Annotated in this window: 15 protein-coding genes and 3 pseudogenes; 12 read left to right on the plus strand and 6 right to left on the minus strand. The window is 70.9% G+C overall.

The features are described 5' to 3' along the window. Window positions 1-229: 229 nt before the first annotated feature. Window positions 230-565, minus strand: a complete 336-nt coding sequence (locus tag ADX84_RS12075; protein ID WP_369801074.1) for an alpha/beta fold hydrolase — start codon at window positions 563-565, stop codon at window positions 230-232. Window positions 566-604: 39 nt separating this feature from the next. On the opposite strand from ADX84_RS12075, the gene ADX84_RS12080 reads away from it, so the two are divergent. Together ADX84_RS12080 and ADX84_RS12085 are read left to right on the plus strand one after the other, a co-directional pair. Continuing rightward, window positions 605-1,531, plus strand: a complete 927-nt coding sequence (locus tag ADX84_RS12080) for a phosphotransferase (RefSeq protein ID WP_234003937.1) — start codon at window positions 605-607, stop codon at window positions 1,529-1,531. Between the two features lie 155 nt (window positions 1,532-1,686). After that, window positions 1,687-2,469 carry an SDR family NAD(P)-dependent oxidoreductase gene (locus ADX84_RS12085; RefSeq protein WP_049572298.1) on the plus strand — a complete coding sequence of 261 codons (783 nt, stop codon included), beginning with the start codon at window positions 1,687-1,689 and terminating at the stop codon, window positions 2,467-2,469. 185 nt (window positions 2,470-2,654) lie between these two features. On the opposite strand, the pseudogene ADX84_RS27150 reads toward ADX84_RS12085, so the two are convergent. Further along, window positions 2,655-2,846, minus strand: a pseudogene (locus tag ADX84_RS27150) (VOC family protein); the annotation flags it as partial. A gap of 53 nt (window positions 2,847-2,899) precedes the next feature. On the opposite strand from ADX84_RS27150, the pseudogene ADX84_RS12090 reads away from it, so the two are divergent. Further along, window positions 2,900-5,937 (plus strand): annotated as a pseudogene (locus ADX84_RS12090) (Tn3 family transposase). 134 nt (window positions 5,938-6,071) lie between these two features. Here the strand turns inward: ADX84_RS12090 and ADX84_RS12095 are convergent. Next, window positions 6,072-6,668 carry a TetR/AcrR family transcriptional regulator gene (locus tag ADX84_RS12095; protein ID WP_082206419.1) on the minus strand — a complete coding sequence of 199 codons (597 nt, stop codon included), beginning with the start codon at window positions 6,666-6,668 and terminating at the stop codon, window positions 6,072-6,074. Between the two features lie 108 nt (window positions 6,669-6,776). Between ADX84_RS12095 and ADX84_RS12100 the strand changes: the two genes are divergently transcribed. Both ADX84_RS12100 and ADX84_RS12105 read left to right on the plus strand, forming a co-directional pair. Then, a complete protein-coding gene (locus tag ADX84_RS12100; RefSeq protein WP_049572301.1) occupies window positions 6,777-7,229 on the plus strand; it encodes a tautomerase family protein in 453 nt (150 codons plus the stop codon). Then, a complete protein-coding gene (locus tag ADX84_RS12105) occupies window positions 7,222-8,250 on the plus strand; it encodes a zinc-binding dehydrogenase (protein WP_049572304.1) in 1,029 nt (342 codons plus the stop codon). Before ADX84_RS12100 ends, ADX84_RS12105 begins: the two co-directional genes overlap by 8 nt. A gap of 56 nt (window positions 8,251-8,306) precedes the next feature. On the opposite strand, the gene ADX84_RS12110 is transcribed toward ADX84_RS12105, so the two are convergent. After that, window positions 8,307-9,470 carry a zinc-binding dehydrogenase gene (locus ADX84_RS12110; protein WP_049572307.1) on the minus strand — a complete coding sequence of 388 codons (1,164 nt, stop codon included), beginning with the start codon at window positions 9,468-9,470 and terminating at the stop codon, window positions 8,307-8,309. A 171-nt stretch (window positions 9,471-9,641) separates the two neighbouring features. Here ADX84_RS12110 and ADX84_RS12115 point away from each other — a divergent pair, with 171 nt between their 5' ends. From ADX84_RS12115 to ADX84_RS26615, 4 genes are all read left to right on the plus strand, one after another. Next, window positions 9,642-10,688, plus strand: coding sequence for a tyrosine-type recombinase/integrase (locus ADX84_RS12115; RefSeq protein WP_049572309.1), 1,047 nt, complete (start codon window positions 9,642-9,644; stop codon window positions 10,686-10,688). Between the two features lie 118 nt (window positions 10,689-10,806). Beyond that, complete coding sequence (locus tag ADX84_RS12120; protein WP_082206421.1) at window positions 10,807-11,298, plus strand: hypothetical protein; 492 nt, start codon at window positions 10,807-10,809, stop codon at window positions 11,296-11,298. Continuing rightward, on the plus strand, window positions 11,295-11,597 hold the full coding sequence (locus tag ADX84_RS12125; protein WP_049572311.1) for a transcriptional regulator: 303 nt from the start codon (window positions 11,295-11,297) through the stop codon (window positions 11,595-11,597). Before ADX84_RS12120 ends, ADX84_RS12125 begins: the two co-directional genes overlap by 4 nt. A gap of 1,192 nt (window positions 11,598-12,789) precedes the next feature. Further along, window positions 12,790-13,284, plus strand: a complete 495-nt coding sequence (locus ADX84_RS26615) for a DedA family protein (RefSeq protein ID WP_234003939.1) — start codon at window positions 12,790-12,792, stop codon at window positions 13,282-13,284. A gap of 73 nt (window positions 13,285-13,357) precedes the next feature. Here the strand turns inward: ADX84_RS26615 and ADX84_RS12135 are convergent, their stop codons facing one another. Next, a complete protein-coding gene (locus ADX84_RS12135; protein WP_049572312.1) occupies window positions 13,358-13,954 on the minus strand; it encodes a TetR/AcrR family transcriptional regulator in 597 nt (198 codons plus the stop codon). A gap of 126 nt (window positions 13,955-14,080) precedes the next feature. Between ADX84_RS12135 and ADX84_RS12140 the strand changes: the two genes are divergently transcribed. Beyond that, complete coding sequence (locus tag ADX84_RS12140; RefSeq protein WP_199776569.1) at window positions 14,081-15,031, plus strand: NADP-dependent oxidoreductase; 951 nt, start codon at window positions 14,081-14,083, stop codon at window positions 15,029-15,031. 711 nt (window positions 15,032-15,742) lie between these two features. Continuing rightward, window positions 15,743-15,880, plus strand: a pseudogene (locus tag ADX84_RS12145) (Tn3 family transposase); the annotation flags it as partial. A gap of 94 nt (window positions 15,881-15,974) precedes the next feature. Here the strand turns inward: ADX84_RS12145 and ADX84_RS12150 are convergent. Next, window positions 15,975-16,733 carry an SDR family NAD(P)-dependent oxidoreductase gene (locus ADX84_RS12150; RefSeq protein ID WP_082206430.1) on the minus strand — a complete coding sequence of 253 codons (759 nt, stop codon included), beginning with the start codon at window positions 16,731-16,733 and terminating at the stop codon, window positions 15,975-15,977. A 147-nt stretch (window positions 16,734-16,880) separates the two neighbouring features. On the opposite strand from ADX84_RS12150, the gene ADX84_RS12155 reads away from it, so the two are divergent. Beyond that, complete coding sequence (locus ADX84_RS12155) at window positions 16,881-17,531, plus strand: TetR/AcrR family transcriptional regulator (protein ID WP_049572326.1); 651 nt, start codon at window positions 16,881-16,883, stop codon at window positions 17,529-17,531. The last annotated feature ends 267 nt before the right edge of the window (window positions 17,532-17,798 follow it).

A 17,798-nucleotide genomic window follows, 5' to 3' on the forward strand; every position in this document is an offset into this window, starting at 1 on the left:
GGTGGGGGCGTTGCGGGAGCGGGGGGTGCGCGCGAATGTGGCGCGGCCCTTTGATCAGCGGTGGTCGCCTGGTCCCGGGCACGCGGTGGTGCGGGCGTCGGTGCACTACTACAACTCGGAGGAGGAGTTGGAGCGCACGGTGGGGTTGGTGCGGGAGCTGGCCTAGGGCCTGAGGGGGACCGGCGGCGTTGGGCGCTCCGGTCCCCCTCTTGTTGGTGGGGCCCGGGGGTCAGGCCAGGTGGGCGTAGCGGTCGGTGGCGGCGACCACGGCCGCGCCGATGCCGAGGGTTCCTGAGGTGTGGGCGGCGTCGTCGACGATGACGAGTTCTGCGGTGGGCCAGCGTCGGGCGAGGTCGTGGGCGGTGTCGGCGGGGCCGCTGATGTCGAGGCGGCCGTTGATGAGGGTGGCGGGGATGTGGGTGACGCGGTCGAGGTCGTCGATGAGTTGGTTGGGAGCGAGGAAGCAGTCGTTGGCCCAGTAGTGGGTGACGGCGCGGGCGAAGGTGAGCCGGAAGGCGGGGTCGGCGTAGCGGGGGTTGGGGGTGAATCCGGGGACGGTGGCCACGTGGGTGTCCTCCCATGCGCACCAGGCCTGGGCGGCGTCGTGGCGGACCTGGGAGGTCGGGGCCGTGTCGTGGGGGTGGAGCGGTTGCGCGGCGGCACGAAGAAGGGTGTGTACCGGTTGGTGCTGGCCGATGACTCCAGTGTCGTCGCCTACGTGTGGAGTGGCGCGGAGAACTACTGGCCGGAGCCGCACACCGGGGAGGGGCCCTTCGCGCACGCTGACGGCCTGGACCTGTTCGTGGGTGCCACCGAGGTGTTGGTGTCGGTGGGGGTGCGTACTCCGCGTGTGTTGTGGGTGGAGCGCGACCACCGGGAGTTGGGCGCGGACGTGGCTCTGGTGGAGGATGTGCGTGGCCCCACGCTGGAGGAGCACATGGCCCACGGTGATCCCGCCTTCGTGCGGGGGGTGCTGGGCCGGTTGGGTGAGGCGTTGGCGGCGATGGGCACCCGGTCGGAGGCGGGGGTGGGAAAGGTGTCGCGGCCGCTGGTGCGGGATCGTTCGTGTGCGGAGCTGGTGGTGGAGCACGCGTTGGCGGACCTGGACGAGGGGGCGCGGCGCAGGCCGGAGTTGGCGGAGGTCTCCTCCCGGGTGCGGGTGCGGTTGGACGAGTTGTTCGAACGGGTGGGGCCCAGGTTCGAACACGGGTTGGTGCACAGCGAACTGGGTCCCGACCACGTGTTGGTGGACCCGGCGGGGGAGCCGGTGCTGATCGACGTCGAAGGGTTGATGTTCTTCGACGTCGAGTGGGAGCACGTGTTCCTGCGGTTCCGGTTCGGTGACCTGTACCGGTACCTGGAGCGGCCGGGGTTGGACCCGGCGCGCACGGAGTTGTACACGTGGGCCGAGCACCTGTCGTTGGTGGCAGGGCCGTTGCGGTTGTTGGACGGGGACTATCCTGACCGGGCTGAGATGTTGGGCATCGTGGAGTACCACCTGGGGCGGGTGGTGGCGCTGGCTCGGGAGTGAGGGCGAGCGTCACTGCCGGGTGGTGATCCCGCTCTGGTCCAGGTCGCCCGTGCGCGTCGATTCTCCTTCTTTCGTGTTCCCGTGTTGGCCCCGTGGCCCTCCTCGTCCGGTGTGTTCTTGTGTCTGTTCGAGCCAACACCCATGGAGGGGAACTGATGATCGACACCGGCCTCGCGGGACGCACCGTCCTGGTCACGGGCGGTTCCGGCAACATCGGCGCGGCGATCAGCCGCGCCTTCGCCGCGCAGGGGGCGCGGGTGGCCGTCCACTGTCTGGCACAGGAGCGGCCCGCGCCGAAGGACACCGTGTGGGCGCACGTGACCCCCAACGAGGAGGAGGCCCACCGGTTGGCGCGCGAGCTGGGCCACGGTTCCTTCGCTGTGAGCGCCGACCTGTCCGACCCCGAGGGGCCGTCCCTTCTTGCGGGTGAGGTGGCCGAGCGGGCCGGGGCGGTCCACGTGCTGGTCAACAACGCCGCGCACTGTGAGAGCCCCGACAGTGTCGGGTCGTTCACGCACGCCTCGTTGGAGCGCCACTACCGGGTCAACGCCGTCGCTCCGGCCGTGCTGACCTCCGAGGTCGTGGGGCGGCGCCGGGAGGGGGAGCCCCTGTGCGTCGTGAACATCTCCACCGACGCGGCGCGGGCCTTTGCCGGCCAGACCGGTTACGGGACGTCGAAGGCGGCGTTGGAGGCGTTGACCCGGTCGATGGCGTTGGACCTGGCCGGGAGCGGTGTGCGTGTGAACGCGGTCGCTCCGGGACCGGTCCAGACGGGGTGGATGGACGCGGAGCTGCTGGAGCGGGCCCGGGAGGTGATTCCGATGGGTCGGGTGGGTGAGCCGGGCGACATCGCTGACGCGGTGGTGTTCCTGGCCTCCCACCAGGCCCGTTGGGTGACGGGGCAGGTGGTGCAGGTCGCGGGCGGCCACGCCCTGTGACCCTCGGCGGCGGGGGCGGGGCCGCTCGGTTTCGGGTCGGGCGGTCCCGCGCCGCGACGGCGGCTCGCCGACGCGGGCGGGGCCGCGTGTTCGCCTGTTTTCCTCGTCCCGTGGCTGGAGGAGGCAGAACTCGTTGCCCTCGGGATCGCGTAGCACCACCCAGGGGGGCGCCACGCGGGCTGGCCCACGGCGGCGCGCGTGGCGCCCCTGGCCACGAGGGCGTCGGCGACCGCCGCCTGATCCTCCGCACGCGGATCGAGGCGCGGGCGGTGGGTGCCCGGTCTCGTCTCGTCCACCTGGGTGAAGAAGAGCGAGGGTCGTGTGTCCGTCGCGGGGTCGGACCTCGACGCCGCTGGGTCGCGGGGGTTGAGGAACATCGGAACAGGAATCCGCGCTAAGCAACTTTGATCTGCTCGTACCGTCTGTGGGCATGCCAGTTGAGTTCCTCACCGATGAGCAGGCGGCCGCCTACGGCCGCTACACAAGCCCCGTCCCCCGAGCGGACCTGGACCGCTACTTCTTCCTGGACGACGCCGACCGGGCGTTGATCGAGTCCAAGCGCCGCGAGGCCAACCGTCTCGGGTACGCGGTGCAGTTGTGCACCGCCCGCTACCTGGGCACCTTCCTCACCGACCTGGACCAGGTCCCCGAGGAGGCCGTGGTCTACCTCGCTGAACAGCTTGCGGTCGCCGACCCGGCCTGCCTGTCCGAGTACGCCACCCGCGGACAGACCCGCCTGGACCACGCTGAGGAGATCCGCCGCGAGTACGGGTTCTCCGAGTTCACCGATCGCCGGTCGGAGTTGGAGGAGTGGTTGCGGGCCCAGGTGTGGACCACCACCGACGGGCCCAAGGCCCTCTTCGACGGGGCGAGCGTGTGGCTGCACCAACGCGGTGGGCTTCTTCCCGGGGCCACCGTGCTGGCCCGGCTGGTGGCCCAGGTCCGTGATGAGGTCACAGGGCAGCTGTGGCAGGCGCTGTGCGAGCTGATCACCCCCGCCCAGCGGGCGAACCTGGAAACTCTGCTCGTGGTCGGTGAAGGCGAGCGCTCCTCGCTGTTGGACCAGCTCCGCAAGGCCCCACCCGCCGCTCGGGGCAGGAGATGGTGCGGGCTCTGGACCGGGTCTCGGAAGTCTTCGGACTGGGGCTGGGGCAGGTGGACCTGACCGCCTTCCCCGCCCGGCGCATCACCGAGATGGCCCGCTACGGGCTCTCTGGCAAGGCCACCCTGCTGCGCCGCCACGGCTCCGAGCGCCGCCTGGCCACGCTGGTGGCCACCGTGGTCCAGCTCCAGGCCCGCACAGTCGATGACGCCCTGGAACTGCTGGATCTATTGATGACCACCCGCCTGCTGGCCCAGGCCGAACGCGAGTCGGTCAAGGAGAAGGTACGGCGCCTGCCGCGGTTGAGCGCGGAGTCGGCCAAGCTCGCCGCCGCGGTGAACGTGCTCCTGGAGGCCGCCCCGGCGCGGGAGGAGGCCGAGGGGGTGAACCTGGCGCAGGTGTGGGAGCGCATCGAACGGGTGGTGCCGCGCGGGGAACTGGCGGCCGCGCTACTGGCGCTGGAAGAGCTGCTGCCCGCACCCGGCTCCGACGATGACGAGGCGTGGCGGGCCGAGCTGGTCAACCGCTACGCCAGCGTGCGCGGCTTCCTGCCGATGCTGTGCGAGGTCATCGACTTCGGCGCCACCGTCGAAGGCACCGCGGTACTGGAGGCCATGCGCGCCCTGCCGGAGCTGATCGGCCGCAAGAAGATCCGCGCCCGCGAGGTCGACACCGACCTGATCACCGGGTCCTGGCACCGGCTCGTCTTCCCCGAAGACCCTGATGTGGTGCACAAGGCCGCCTACGTCTTCTGCGTCCTGGAGCAGTTCCACCGCCACCTCAAGCGCCGCGACATCTTCGCCCCGGCCTCGGCCCGGTGGGCCGACCCGCGCGCCAAGTTGCTCTCGGGGTCCGCGTGGGAGCAGGCCAAGCCCCAGGCTCTGGCCGCCCTGGGGCTTCCCGAGTGCCCGGATGAGCTGTTGGCCGAGCACGCCCGGCTGCTGGACGCCACCTACCGCCAGGTCGGCGGGCGGATGCGCGTCAACGACGCGGTCACCGTGGACGAACGCGGCCGCGTCCACCTGCGCAACCTCACCGCCATCAAGGACCCTCCCAGCCTGGTGGACCTGCGCAAACGGGTGGTGCGGATGCTCCCCCGGGTGGACCTGCCCGAGCTGATCTTGGAGGTGATGAGCTGGAACCCGGCCTTCATGGACGCCTTCACCAGCCTCTCCGGGGCCGAATCACGGTTGGCTGACCTGCATGTCACCGTGGCCGCGCTGCTGGTGTCTCGGGCCTGCAACCTGGACTACACCCCCATCGTCAAGAACGGCGTCACTCCGCTGACCCGCGACCGGCTCTCCCACGTGGACCAGAACTACCTGCGCCCGGACACCTACTCTGCGGCCAACGTCCCCCTCATCGAGGGCCAGGCCGACAACGCTCTCGCCCGGGCCTGGGGCGGCGGCCGGGTCGCCTCGGTGGACGGGATGCGGTTCGTGGTCCCGGTCAACACCATCCACGCCCGCCCCAACCGCCGCTACTTCGGCCGCCGCAGGGGTTCCACCTGGCTGAACATGGTCAACGACCAGGCCGCCGGGCTCGCGAGCCGGGTGGTGGCCGGCACCCCGCGCGACACCCTGCACCTGCTGGACGTGCTCTACAACCAGGACGGCGGTCTGGCCCCCGACATCATCGTCACCGACGAGGGCTCCTACTCCGACCTCATCTTCGGCCTGGTCCACCTGCTCGGGCGCCAGTACCGGCCCCAGCTTGCCGACGTGCCCGACCACCGGCTGTGGAGGATCGACCGCACCGCCGACTACGGGCCCCTGGACACCGCCGCCCGCGGCCGCATCGACACCGACAGGATCGCCCGCCACTGGGACGACATCCTGCGCGTGGTCGCCTCCATCCACACCGGGGCGGTGCGCGCCTACGACGTCATCCGCATGCTCTCCCGGGACGGCAATCCCACCCCGCTGGGCCAGGCCATCGCCCACTTCGGCCGCCTGTTCAAGAGCCTGCACGTGCTCACCTACCTGGACGACGAGACCTACCGCCGCTCGATCAAGTCCCAGACCACGTTGCAGGAGTCCCGCCACGCCCTGGGGCGGCACGTCTTCCACGGCAAACGCGGCGAGCTACGTCAGCGGTACATCGAGGGCATGGAGGACCAGCTCGGCGCCCTGGGTCTGGTCCTGAACTGCGTCACCTTGTGGAACACCGTGTACATGGACGCGGCTTTGGACCAGCTCCGCGGCCAGGGCTACACGGTGCGCGAGGAGGACGTGGCGCACCTGTCGGCGTTCGCCCGCACCCACATCAACGTGCACGGCCACTACTCGTTCCTGCTCCCGGACATGCCGGGCGGTCGCCGCGACCTGCGCGATCCCGACCAGGTGCTCGATGGCGAGGAGGAGTAGCAGACCGTGGTGTTCACGTCAGGGCCCCGGCCTGTGCGGTGCCCACCGCAGGGGACCCCATGTGTGAACGGTGCCGTGGTGATGGCTGGCGGTTCGGGTCGGCTGCCGGGTGAGCGCGGACGTGGAGTCCTGCCTCACCCCGCGGCGCCCTCCCCCGTGGCGGTGCGCAGCAGGGCGTGCAGCTGTGCGTCGACGGCGTCCAGGGCGGCCGTGGAGCGTTGGGCGCGGCACATGGCGACGGCGCCCTCGACGGCGGCGACCGTGAGAGCGGCGAGCTGCGCGGCCTGCTCCGGCGGGGTCCGGTGTTCGCGCAGCGAGGCCGCCAGCAGGCTCTGCCAGGTGTCGAAGGCCTCGGCCGCCGCGTCCAGGGCCGCGGGCCGCTCTCCGGATCCCGGCTCCTCGATGGCCACAGCCAGGACCGGGCAGCCCACCCGGTAGTCACCGTCCACGATGATGGTGCGCCACAGGTCGAGATAGGCGCCCAACCCGGCGACCGGCCCCTGGCGCAGTGCGCGCTCCAGCCCCGCGGCGACCCTGCCTCCGGCGTAGCGCACGGCCTCGGCGGCCAGCTGGGCCTTGCCGTCGGGGAAGTAGTGGTAGGTCGAGCCCAGCGGCGCCCCGGCGTGCTTGGCCGTCTCCCGGATGCTCGTGGCGTTCAGGCCGCGCCGGCCGAGCATGTCGGCGGCTCCGGCCACGATCTTCTCCCGCGGGGACGGCTCCTTCTCGCTCACTCGGGCGACCCTTCCACTCCACTGGTCATGACAGTCGTTATAGTCTACGCTCACCGCGTCTTATAACGATCGTTATAGCCAGGTTTTTCCTGGTGGAGGGAGAACACCATGCCGATGATCCGACTGACCTGCCCTGCGGGTGCGTTGACCGAACAGGGGCGCGCTGATGTGCAGCGCGACCTGGCCGCCGCCCTGTTGCAGTGGGAGGGCGCCCCGGACACGGACTTCTTCCGTGCCCAGGCCTGGAGCTACCTGGAGGAGCTGCCCGCAGGGGCGCAGACCACCTCCGGGGACGCCGAGCCCCGGTTCCTGGTCAACGTGACCGTGCCCCAAGGGGCGCTCTCGGAGCGGCGCAGGGCCGGGCTGGTGCAGAACGCGACCCGGATCGTCCTGGAGGCGGCCGGACTGGCCCAGGACCAGGCGCTGCGGGTGTGGGTGCTCATCCACGAACAGCCCGAGGGCACCTGGGGCGCGGGCGGGTCGATCGTGCGCTTGGCCGACCTGGCCGCCATGGCCGGCGGCGGACCGAACACGGACGGGGAGGGGCGGGCCGATGCGTGAGCTGACCTACACCGGCCGCTGGGCGGCCGCATGGCGCCAGGCCCCCGACCCCGTGCTCGACTCCGACCTGGGGGCGATCGTGGCCCCTGTGGCCGCGACCTCGTGCGATGTGGACTCGGCGATCCTGGCCGGGCACGGCTTCCTCGATCCGCCCTTCCCCCTGGGGCATGAGTGCGTCGCCCGCGTCGTGGAGGTCGGCGACGCGGTGACCGGCGTGGTTCCGGGGGACCTGGTCGTCGTGCCCTGGTCGATCAGCTGCGGCACCTGCCACCCGTGCCGGTCCGGGCTCACCGCGCACTGCGCCTCGGTGCCGCACATGGCCATGTACGGGGCGCCGATCGGTGGCGCCTGGGGAGGGCTGTTCTCCGACCTGGTGCGCGTGCCCTGGGCCGACGCGATGCTCGTGCCCCTGCCCGCCGGACTGGACCCGGTGGCCATGGCCGCGGCCAGCGACAACTGGTCGCTGTCCTGGCGCCTGGTCGCCCCGCACCTGAAGGCACGGCCCGGGGCCCGCGTGCTGGTCGTGGCCCGCGGCAGCATCGGCCTGTACGTGTGCGACATCGCCCGCGCCCTGGGGGCCGGGGACGTGCTGTACGTGGACCCCGACCCCGGCCACCGGGCGATCGCCGAGAGCTTCGGCGCCCGCACCGTCGAGGTCTTGGAGCCCATCCGCCACGGGTTCGACATCGCGGTGGAGGCCACCGGCCGCGTCGATCAGTTGGAGTCCGCCCTCAAGAGCCTGGCCCCCGAAGGGATCTGTGAGAGCGCCGGCAACCACTTCCGCCCCGGCGGGCTTCCCCTGCTGGACATGTACCTGACCGGCGTCACCTTGAGGATCGCCCGCGACAACGTGCGCGGGCACATCCCCCACGCCCTGGAGCTGGCGGCCTCGGGAACCGTGGCCCCCGGCCGGGTGGTCTCGCACGTCCTGGACTGGGAGGACCTGCCCCAGGGCCTGGTGGCACGCCACCTCAAGCCCGTGTTCGTGCGCCGCGACCTCCTGCCCGACCGCGCGAGCTGAACCCGCCCTGCGCGGACCCGGTGCCGCCCCGCTCCCGGCGGGGCGGCACCGGTGCGTCAACAGGAGGGTTCGGTGGCCAGGAGCGGCTCGCGGCGCAGCACCACCTTGGTGGCGCGCTGTGCGTAGGCGTGGGGCGCCTGTTCCCAGTCGGCGGTCAGGGTGGTGACCCGTTCGGCCTCGAACCCGGTGCGCGCCACGAAGTCCAGCAGTTCCTCCAGCACCGCCCGGGGGTGGGAGACCCCCAGGCGCAGGGTGGCGTCGGTGGCGTACATCTGCATGAGCGGCACCCGGGTGGTGGGGGCGACGTAATAGCCCACGGCCGTGCACACCCCGCCCGGGGCCAGGGCGCGGACCGCGCGCTGCAGGCCGCGGGACTTCGAGGTGGCCTCCACCGTGACGTCGTAGCCGCCCCGGCAGGGCCGGGTGCCGGGGTCGTTCAGCGGCTGGGTCCGGGCCCCGAAGGACTCGGCGATGGCGCGGCGGTCGGGATCGTCGTCGAAGTAGTCGACCTCGGAGGCGTCCAGGGCGACGGCGAGGCCGGCGGCGTACAGGCCGATGCTCTTGGCGCCCCCGCCCAGGACCAGCACGGTCCCCCCGGGCCGCTCGGCGAGGGGCCCGGCCACCGTGCGCCAGGCGTCGGCGAGGTTGTCGCTGGCCGCGGCCACGCGCGCGGAGGGCACCCCGTCCGGGACGGGGACCAGCATGTGGTCGGCGAAGGGCACCCGGAAGGCGTCGGCGACCATGCCGCCCCACTCCCCGCTGGCGGGCCCGAACCCGTAGGCGGCCAGGGTGGAGCGGGCGGTGGTGGCGCACTTGGAGGTCAGCCCGCGGCGGCACCGCTCGCACGTGCCGCAGGAGACCGACCAGGGCACGACGACGCGGTCGCCCGGCCGCACCCCGCGCACGTCCGAGCCGGTTTCCAGGACCTCGGCGACGCATTCGTGGCCGATCCCGAAGGGCCCCTGGAAGGGGACACGTCCGCAGATCGAGCCCACGACCGGGTCTATGGCGCCCAAGGCCATCCCGGCCTGCATGGCGCGCGAGACGGGCCGGTGGATGGGCAGGGTGTCGCCGTCGCAGCGCCCGGCCAGGATGGGCCGCACGATCGCGTCGGTCCCCTCCTCCAAGGTCGGGGCCGGGCGCTCGCCCCATTCGAGTACGCCTGAGCGGCGGAACAGGAGTTCTCGCACAGTGTTCTCGCGGGCAGGGTGGTGGTGCATGAACGCCTCCGGGGCGGCAGAGAAAGAACCTGAGATTATAACGAACGTTATAACAGGGGATCAGTGGTTCTGCCGTGCCCCCTCGGCGCCGCGGCCTTCGATGGGCTGCAGCAAGGCATTCGGGAGACAGCTGCTTCTGGAAATACGCATTTCCGGAAGTAGACTGTGGGGGTGACTTCTGGAAACACAACCCCTGGCCGAGAACAGCCCCCGAATTCCACTTCTGGAAACACACGGACCGGGCGGCCCCGCCACACCCTCGACCTTCCGGCGGATCTGGCGGGCGAGCTCGCCGCCTTCACCGACCGCCTGGCCGCCGCCACCGACCTGGGTGCGTCCACCCGGGACAAGTACCGGCGCAGCGCCGCCGCCTTCCTCACCTGGCTGGCCGACGCCCGCGAGGACGGCGCAGTGGACGGCGACCCCCTCACCGATGCGGCCGCGCGGGACTGGGCGGTGCGCGACTGGCGCCGGCACCTGAAGAACACCCGCACCGCGCGGGGCACCCACCTGGGCGCGGCCACCATCAACAACCGCCTGTCCGCCGTGGACGCCTTCTTCGCCCTGCGCGGCTCGGGTCGGCCCGCGGTGGTGCGCGAACACCTGCCCCGCCCGAGCGCGCCCCGGGCCCTGGACCAGCGCGCGCTGCTGCGGTTTTTGCGGACCGTGGCCCGCGACGCAGACCCCCGGGACCGGGCCGTTTGCCACCTGGCCTACTACGCCGGGCTCCGGGTGGCGGAGATCGTCGCGTTGGAGGTGGCCGACATCCGCCTGTCAGCGCGCAAGGGGAGCGTGCGGGTGCGCGGCAAGGGCCGGTTGGGCGGCAAGGACCGCACCGTGCCCCTGCACGCCCAGGTGCGCACCACCCTGGAGGAGCTGCTCGACGAACTCGGCCGCCCCGCCGCGGGCCCGCTCATCCGCAACCGCGACGGCGCCGGCCTGTCCACCCGCGCCGCCAACACCGTGGTGACCACCCTGGGGGCCGCGGCGGGCATCGGCCCCTCAGACGACGGCGAATCCTTCGGCCCGCACGTGTTGCGCCACACCTTCGGCACCGACCTCGTCCGGGGCCGCGGCGAGGTGGCCGCCGCACCGGTCGACGTGGTCCTGGTCGCCGAGCTGATGGGCCACGCCGACCTCAACACCACCCGCCGCTACACGTTGCCCACCGACGCCGACAAGACCCGCGCCCTGAACGCGCTCACCACCGACCGGTGAACAGGCCGGGGAGCCTTAGCGCGGATTCCTGTTCCGATGTTCCTCAACCCCCGTCGCGCGGCTTCCGGGGTTGACAACTCCCCACCATGGAATCTACTTTCTTTTTAGAAAGTAATTGATGAACGGACAGGAGATCGTCATGGACGCCGACCCCACACCCCCGCTCGACCAGGCCGCCGAGGCCCGCCGCAGGCTCGCCGCCCACACCGCACCGCCCGCCTCCTTCTGGGTCGTCCAGGCGGTCGGCTGCACGTTGGTCGCCGGGCTGCCGATCTGGATGTCCCTGCTCTCCATCGACGCCCGCTACCTCCAGTGGATCCTGGTCGTTGTGGCCCTGGCGGCGGCTGGCCTGAGCTGGGTTCGTCGACGGCGCACCGGCGTCACCCTGCCGCGCTGGGCCAGCGCCTACCCCAGCGCCCGGCGCCCACGCGTGGTCGTCATGATCGTCACGGTCCTCGGCCTGATCGCCATCCACACCCTGGTCGGACGGGGACAGGAGGGCCTGGCCCTGGCCGCGCTGGGACCCGTGGCGCTGGCCTCGCTGGGCGGCTACCTGTGGGTGCACGCCTCCATGCGCCGCGACATCGAGGACGGCCGGGTACGGGCGTGAACGCCCAACGCCACTCGGAACTGGAGACCGGCCCTCGCCTGGCGATGTGCGCGCTCCTCCAGGGCGCCAAGTGGATCGACTTCGCCACCGTGCGCGACCTGATCGGCATCAGCGACCCGATGGTCTCCAAGCACAGCCGCACCCTTGAGGACGCCGGCTACCTGGAGGTCCGCAAGGGAGCGGTCGGGCGCCGCCCCAAGACCTGGTTCCGCCTGACCCCCCAGGGGCGCACGGCCCTGGCGAGTCACCTGGCCTGGCTCAGCGAGCTGGGGTCGACCACCACCGACGAGGCCCCCTGAAGTCGAGCACCCGCCCCCGCGCCCGGACCACGTCCGGGAAGCGGGGGCCGGCCTTTGGGCAGGGGTAGGCCAGCAGGGCTGGTGGGGGCGGAACACGGAACACTCGATCAGCGACACCCGTCAATCCCCGGGACCCCTCTCACGCAGCAGCCGTCGGATTGCGCGAACAGGGCGGTACCCGAAAGCGCGCGAGGCGGCGGTGGAGTCGTACACCCTGTCCAGGCGCTCGAGTACCGGCCATCCCCCTGAACTCCCTGAGGACGCCCGGAGCCCGACGGGCGAGGACCGCCCCCGCGTCGCTTCGCAGGGCAGCGCAGTCCCCACGGTTGAACGGACGCGGTCCAGAGACGTTGAACGTGCCGGTCACGGTGGCCACCCCTGGGCCAGGCCCTGGTCAGTGACCAGAGGTGAGTCGACGTCGAGTAGGTCAGCGATGCGGTCGCCTCGCTGGCACTGACGAGAGCCAACCCGTCCTCGACCAGGTCAGAGGAAGGTGCGCAGGCGGCGCCCACCCGGAGCGGAAACACTGTTCGATGGCGGATGGTTCGGTGGGCGGGGCCGCACCGCACGCTCGGCAGGACCGGGCGTTGGCCGCAACGGCGATCTGTCTCCGGAAGCCGCCTGGTGTCCCCTCATCGGAGGCGCGTGGAGTTGAGGACGACGTGCCTGCGTGGCCACCTCGACTCAACACCGGCGCCCGGGAGATCTGTATGGCGCCGGCACCTACCAAGGGCCTCTCCCACAGGGCAGAGTGTTGCCATGACCGCGAACGCCACCCCCCAGCGGGATGCCTCAGGCAGTTCTCGCCCCACTCGCGATGAAGCCATCAACGATGCTCTGAAGGATTGGGAGCTACGAGAGAAGGAGCTGAGCAGGGAACACCTCAGGGCGATGAGGCTCTGGGACGGAAGGCCCCGGACACAGGACAAGATCCTGCTCGGCCTCATGATCGGCCTGCCTCTGCTGCTGACCCTGACCATCCCGCTGCGACCTCTGCTGATCGCGGACCATCCCGTGCTCCTGGCCGCCATCACCGGCAGCTACGCCGCGATCGGCGCGGGCGGGGCCTTCGCCGGTGTCGGTCAGGGGACCCTGTGGGTGATCGTGCTGGCCGGCGTTGTCGGCAAGGTCAAGCTGAACTGGTTCTTCTGGTGGCTGGGGCGCCACTGGGGGGGTGCGGATCCTGCGCTTCTTGGCACCGACCGACCGGGCACAGCGCTTCGCCGAACGCCTCAGGGCGATGAACCCCTGGGTCCTGCGTGTCCTGGTCGTCTTCGCCTACCTGCCCGGGGTGCCGAGCCAGATCGTCTGTGTCCTGGCCGGTACCAGCGGGATGCGCCTGCGCACCTACGTGCTCATGGACGTCCTGGGGGCCCTGATGGTCACCTCGACGGTGGCCTACATCGGCTTCTCCTCGGGACAGGCGGGAGTGGACATCGTCCTGTTGATCGACAGGTACGCCCTGTGGATCATGGTCGCGCTGATTCTGGTCATGGCGATGTACCCCGTGTTCCTCACCGCCGGTGACCAGCGGGCGCGCAGGGCGGCCGCCGTGACGGAGGCGGGCCGGGCCCACGACGCCGAGACCGAGCGCCTGGCCACCGAATCCGCCTCCGGAACCAGCGCCGAAGCCACAGGGAACGTTCCCGACTCCCCCGAAGCCCCGGCATCCAGCAGGGACACCTGAAAGCAAGGCCGTGACACGGGTGGGGAGCCCTGCCCCGCACCCCACCGAGGGCCCCGACGTGCGCCAGACCAGGTCAGTCGGTGGTGCGGAAGGACCGCACGAAGTGCGTCACCACCCGCTGGGCGGCCCAGTTGGCGCGCTGCGTGTCCGGTTCGGCGGTCACGGCCGCGGTGACGGCGCCGGTGACCAGCCTCAGGTCCTGGGCGGTGACCGTCGCCGCGATCCGACCCCCTTCCCGTGCACGCACCAGGAGCCGGTGCAGTTCCTGGTGGAGGCGCTCGTCGAGGGCGTGCGCGCGGTCGACGAAGCGTTCCCGGTGGTCCGGAGTGCACGCGCGCGTGGCGACAGTCTCGGCGGCGACGATCCGTAGGGCGCGCTCCAACGCCAGGTCGGCAGGGACGGTTCGGGTCAGCTCCCTGAAGCGCTCCACCAGTTCCTGTTCGGTCTGTGCGGCCAGGTCCTCAACGAGGGCGTCGCGGCCGGGGAAGCGCCGGTGGACGGTGGCGGCCGAGACTCCGGCGTGGTGGGCCACGGTCTGGAGGGTGGCCTCCAGGCCGCGGTCGCGGAAGACCGTCCGGGCGGCCCAAAGCACGCGGAGTCGGTTGCGTTGTGCATCCTGTCGCAGCTCCCGGGGTTCGGCTTCGGGGTGGATCTGCGTGTTCTGGGCCATGGGTCGTCTCACTTCGCCGTCGTCGGGATGGGTGGTCGGCGGGGGCTGGTTGCCCACTTCTGTCACCGGTCGCCACCGGTGGCAACCCAAGGGCACGGCGGGGACTTCCCCGCACGAGGAGGAATCATGCGCGCAGTCCGCTACGACCGCTACGGAGGGCCAGAGGTCCTGGCCGTCGTCGACGGTCTCACCACGCCCCCGGTGGGCGCCACCGATGTGCGGGTGGAGGTGTCCGCCGCCGCTGTCGGCGGTGGCGAGGTTCCCATTCGCGCGGGGCGGCTGCGCCGTGTGTTGCGCCAGCGTCTTCCCGCTGGGACGGGTGTCGACTTCGTGGGGACGGTCGGCGAGGTGGGCCCGTCTGTCACCCGGGCGGTGGTCGGCGATGTGGTGTGGGGGGTGATGCCGCACGGCACCTTCGGGGCCATCGCCGAGTCGGTTGTCGTGCCACAGGAGCGCGTCGCCGCGGCACCGCGTTCGGTCTCGTCGCAGGAGGCCGCCGCGTTGCCTGCTTCGGGCACGACGGCGTTGCACGCCCTGACTCGTCGGGTGCGTCTGGGTGCGGGGCAGCGGCTGTTGGTGCGTGGAGCGGCCGGGGGTGTGGGGGTGGTCGCCGTGCAACTCGGGGCCTCCCTTGGTGCGCGTGTCACCGCGCTTGCGGGGGCCGCCCACCTTTCCTGGTTGCGTGAGCTGGGTGCTTCGGAGACCTTCGACCACCGTGAGACCCGGGTGGAGGACCTGGGGCGTTTCGATGTGATCGTCGATCTGGTCGGCACGCACATGGGTCAGGTGCGTGGTCGGCTGGATCGCGGAGGCACACTGTTCCCGCTCGCGTTGGATCCGAGTCGACCGATCCGGGCGGCTGTGTGGGTGGCCGTGGGGAGCCTGGACCGGCGCACACGACTGAGCGCGTTCAGCAACGACCCGTCGGCGGGGGAGTTGGAGGAGCTCGCCGCTCTGGTGGACGGGGGCACGATCACGCCGGTGGTCAGTGCCGTGCTGGGTATGGACGAGATCGCCCGGGCCCACCACAGGCTCCAACGCGGCGGGGTGCGGGGCAAGATCGTCGTGACGCCCTAACCGGCCCTTGGGGGCACGTGCGCGGCCGGCCGCCCCGGGGCTCGGCAGCAGTCGGTAGCCACCCGATGACTTAGCGGGTATACCCCAGACAGTACAGCCTGGGGTGTACCCGTCTCGTTTGTGTGGGTCGGAGGGCGCCCTGAATAACGTTGGCGAGCCGGATTGAGCGCCTGGAGGGGGCTGGGGTGCCCCTGGAGGGCTGACTTCCTAGAAGGTTGACTTATCGGAAGTCAGGATTTCCGGGCTTCGGGATTCTGTTTCGTCGCGGAATCTGCATAACGTTTACTAAATAACGTTACCAACGAAACGATATTAAGAGGGTCCGCGAGGGGCCTTCCACGCCGTGTGGCCCCCACCCGAGCTGGATGCGGGCCACACGGGGGCTCTGTGCGGCGTTGGCGCCTCACTCCCACGCCGCACGGGAATCGCGGGCGTCGAGGAGGAGTACCACAGGATCTGGCGGCAGAGCCGTCCTGGGCGACGGTTCGGTGACGGGGGTTGCCCTGTTCGCGGCCCCTACGTTCGGGGGCATGTCGCATGAACCTCCGATGAGCGGATCGCCCGCTACGGCCGCTACCCCGACGAGTTGCCGGCGGGCAACCTGGAACAGTTCTTCCGCCCCAGCCGCCTGGAACTCACGGGCAAACGCACCCTGCCCACCCGCTGGGGTGGGACGTGCGGTGGGGCACCGTACGCATGTCGAATCCCGCCACCGTGCAGGAGTCCCGCCACAAGCTCGCTCGCGATGTGTGCCCCGGCAAGCACGGCACCATCCACCAGGCGTACCGCGACGGCATGGAGGACCAGCTCGGCGCGCTCGGTCTGGTCCTCAACGCCATCGTGATCTGGACCTGATGCGCCGGAGCTGGACGTGGACGGGACCGGCTGGGAGGGAGTCGGGGCCGTCGCTGCCTGTGTCTTTACAGGCCGTTCGACCGGTCGCTCAGAGGAGGGCGCCGCCGGAGACCTCGATTCGCTGGGCGGTGACCCAGCGCAGGCCCTCGGAGGCCAGCGTGGCGATGGCGTCGCCGATCTCCTCGGGTTCGCCGACGCGGCCGAGCGCGGTCTGTCCGGCCAGGCCCTGGCGCATCTCGGCGTCGTCCCGCATCGCTCCACCGTTGAAATCGGTGGCGGTCGGCCCCGGGGCGATGGCGTTGACCCGGATTCCGCGCGGGCCGAGTTCTGCGGCGAGGGTGCGGCTCAAGGCTTCGACGGCGGCCTTCGAGGCGGAGTAGACCGAGGTGGCGGGGCTGGTGTGGCGGGTCAGTGACGTCGAGACGTTGATGACGCGGCCACCCTGGGCCAGCAGCGGCACAAGTGACTGGATGAGGAAGAACGTGCCCCGGACGTTGGTGCCCATCACCGTGTCGAAATCGTCGATCGTGACGTCCTCCAGCGGTGCGAAGATCCCCACTCCCGCGTTGTTGACCAAGATGTCGAGCCGCGAAGTACCCCAGCGCTCCAGCTGCTCGCTCAGTTCGGAGGCGAAGGACGCGAAAGAGGAGACGTCGCTGATGTCGAGCCGGAGAACAGCGGCGGTCCCACCCACCGCCTGCACCTGTTCCACCGTCTTCTCGGCCCCGGCCGCATCGCTGCGGTGGGTGACCAGAACCCGCACCCCGCGTTTGGCCAGAGCGATGGCCGCGCCACGTCCGAGGCCGCGATTCGCACCGGTCACCAAAGCGATCCTGTCGATCGTCATGAGCTGTTCCTCCACCGCGCGGCTACCGGAATTCACCCGGTGCCACAGATAGGATGCGAGTCAACCGACTCGCCTTGCTCTCGTACCCAAGCAGGACTATCGAGGCGAGTCAAGTGACTCGCCTCGGTTCTGCGGCATACTGGCCGCATGGCAGCAGAACTCTCCGCACACCACCGCAGACTCGCTCAGCAAAAACGCGCGGCGATCACCACCGCAGCCACAGAACTGTTCCTGGACCGTGGCTACGACGGCACCTCGCTAGCCCGGATCGCCGAAGCGGCCGGGGTCTCGAAGTCCACCCTGTTCAAGCAGTTCCCCACCAAGGCGGCCCTCTTCGAGGCCATCGTCACGCAGTCCTGGCAGCGCGACGCCAGCGATACCGCGCGGCCACCGGCGGGAGATCTGCGCTCCGGGCTGACAGCCATCGGCCACGGCTACGCCGACCTGATGGGTCAGCCCCGCATGACAGGCCTGTTCCGGATCGTCATCGCCGAACTGCCTCGTTTCCCCGAACTGGGACGGATGCAGTTCCAGCTCGGCAAACTGCCCTACTTCACCTCCGTCCAGCACTACTTGGAAGCCGAGCACGAGGCGGGCAACGCTGATGTCCCGGACGCGGCGAGCGCCGCGAACCAGTTCCTCGGCATGATCGCCAACTACGTCCTGTGGCCCCGCATGCTGCTGACCGACTGGAACCCCGCAGCCTCCGACATCCACGCCGCCGTCGAACAGGCGGTCCAGACCATGCTCGCCAGATACACCCCGACCCGCCAGCCTGACCCGAGACCGGAACGTTGACACTGGCGCGCAACGCTCAAGATCCGTGGCGCCTGTCGGTAACGATCGTTTGCCGACAGGCGGCCGACGCGTCCAAGGAACCCGTGCAATCCGAGGGCGCGGCGGGTCGAATCCCATCAGATCCGATGGTGATTGCTGACAGGGTTTGACGACAGGTGGCCCGGGACCACCGCGAGCAGGTGGCCCTGCGTATCCATGACGGCGCGTTCTTCGCGCTGGACCTCGCCGCCCGCCGTCGGCGAACTCCAGCGCGACCTCCATCGGGAA

The organism is Nocardiopsis sp. SBT366 (assembly GCF_001083815.1).
In the GTDB taxonomy this organism is placed as follows: domain Bacteria; phylum Actinomycetota; class Actinomycetes; order Streptosporangiales; family Streptosporangiaceae; genus Nocardiopsis; species Nocardiopsis prasina.

Coding starts and splice junctions, on each gene's coding strand:
- ADX84_RS12085 (WP_049572298.1), top strand. CDS start 1,687: ATGATCGACACCGGCCTCGCGGGACGCACCGTCCTGGTCACGGGCGGT.
- ADX84_RS12100 (WP_049572301.1), top strand. CDS start 6,777: ATGCCGATGATCCGACTGACCTGCCCTGCGGGTGCGTTGACCGAACAG.
- ADX84_RS12105 (WP_049572304.1), top strand. CDS start 7,222: ATGCGTGAGCTGACCTACACCGGCCGCTGGGCGGCCGCATGGCGCCAG.
- ADX84_RS12110 (WP_049572307.1), bottom strand. CDS start 9,470: ATGCACCACCACCCTGCCCGCGAGAACACTGTGCGAGAACTCCTGTTC.
- ADX84_RS12120 (WP_082206421.1), top strand. CDS start 10,807: ATGAACGGACAGGAGATCGTCATGGACGCCGACCCCACACCCCCGCTC.
- ADX84_RS12135 (WP_049572312.1), bottom strand. CDS start 13,954: ATGGCCCAGAACACGCAGATCCACCCCGAAGCCGAACCCCGGGAGCTG.
- ADX84_RS12140 (WP_199776569.1), top strand. CDS start 14,081: ATGCGCGCAGTCCGCTACGACCGCTACGGAGGGCCAGAGGTCCTGGCC.
- ADX84_RS12150 (WP_082206430.1), bottom strand. CDS start 16,733: ATGACGATCGACAGGATCGCTTTGGTGACCGGTGCGAATCGCGGCCTC.
- ADX84_RS12155 (WP_049572326.1), top strand. CDS start 16,881: ATGGCAGCAGAACTCTCCGCACACCACCGCAGACTCGCTCAGCAAAAA.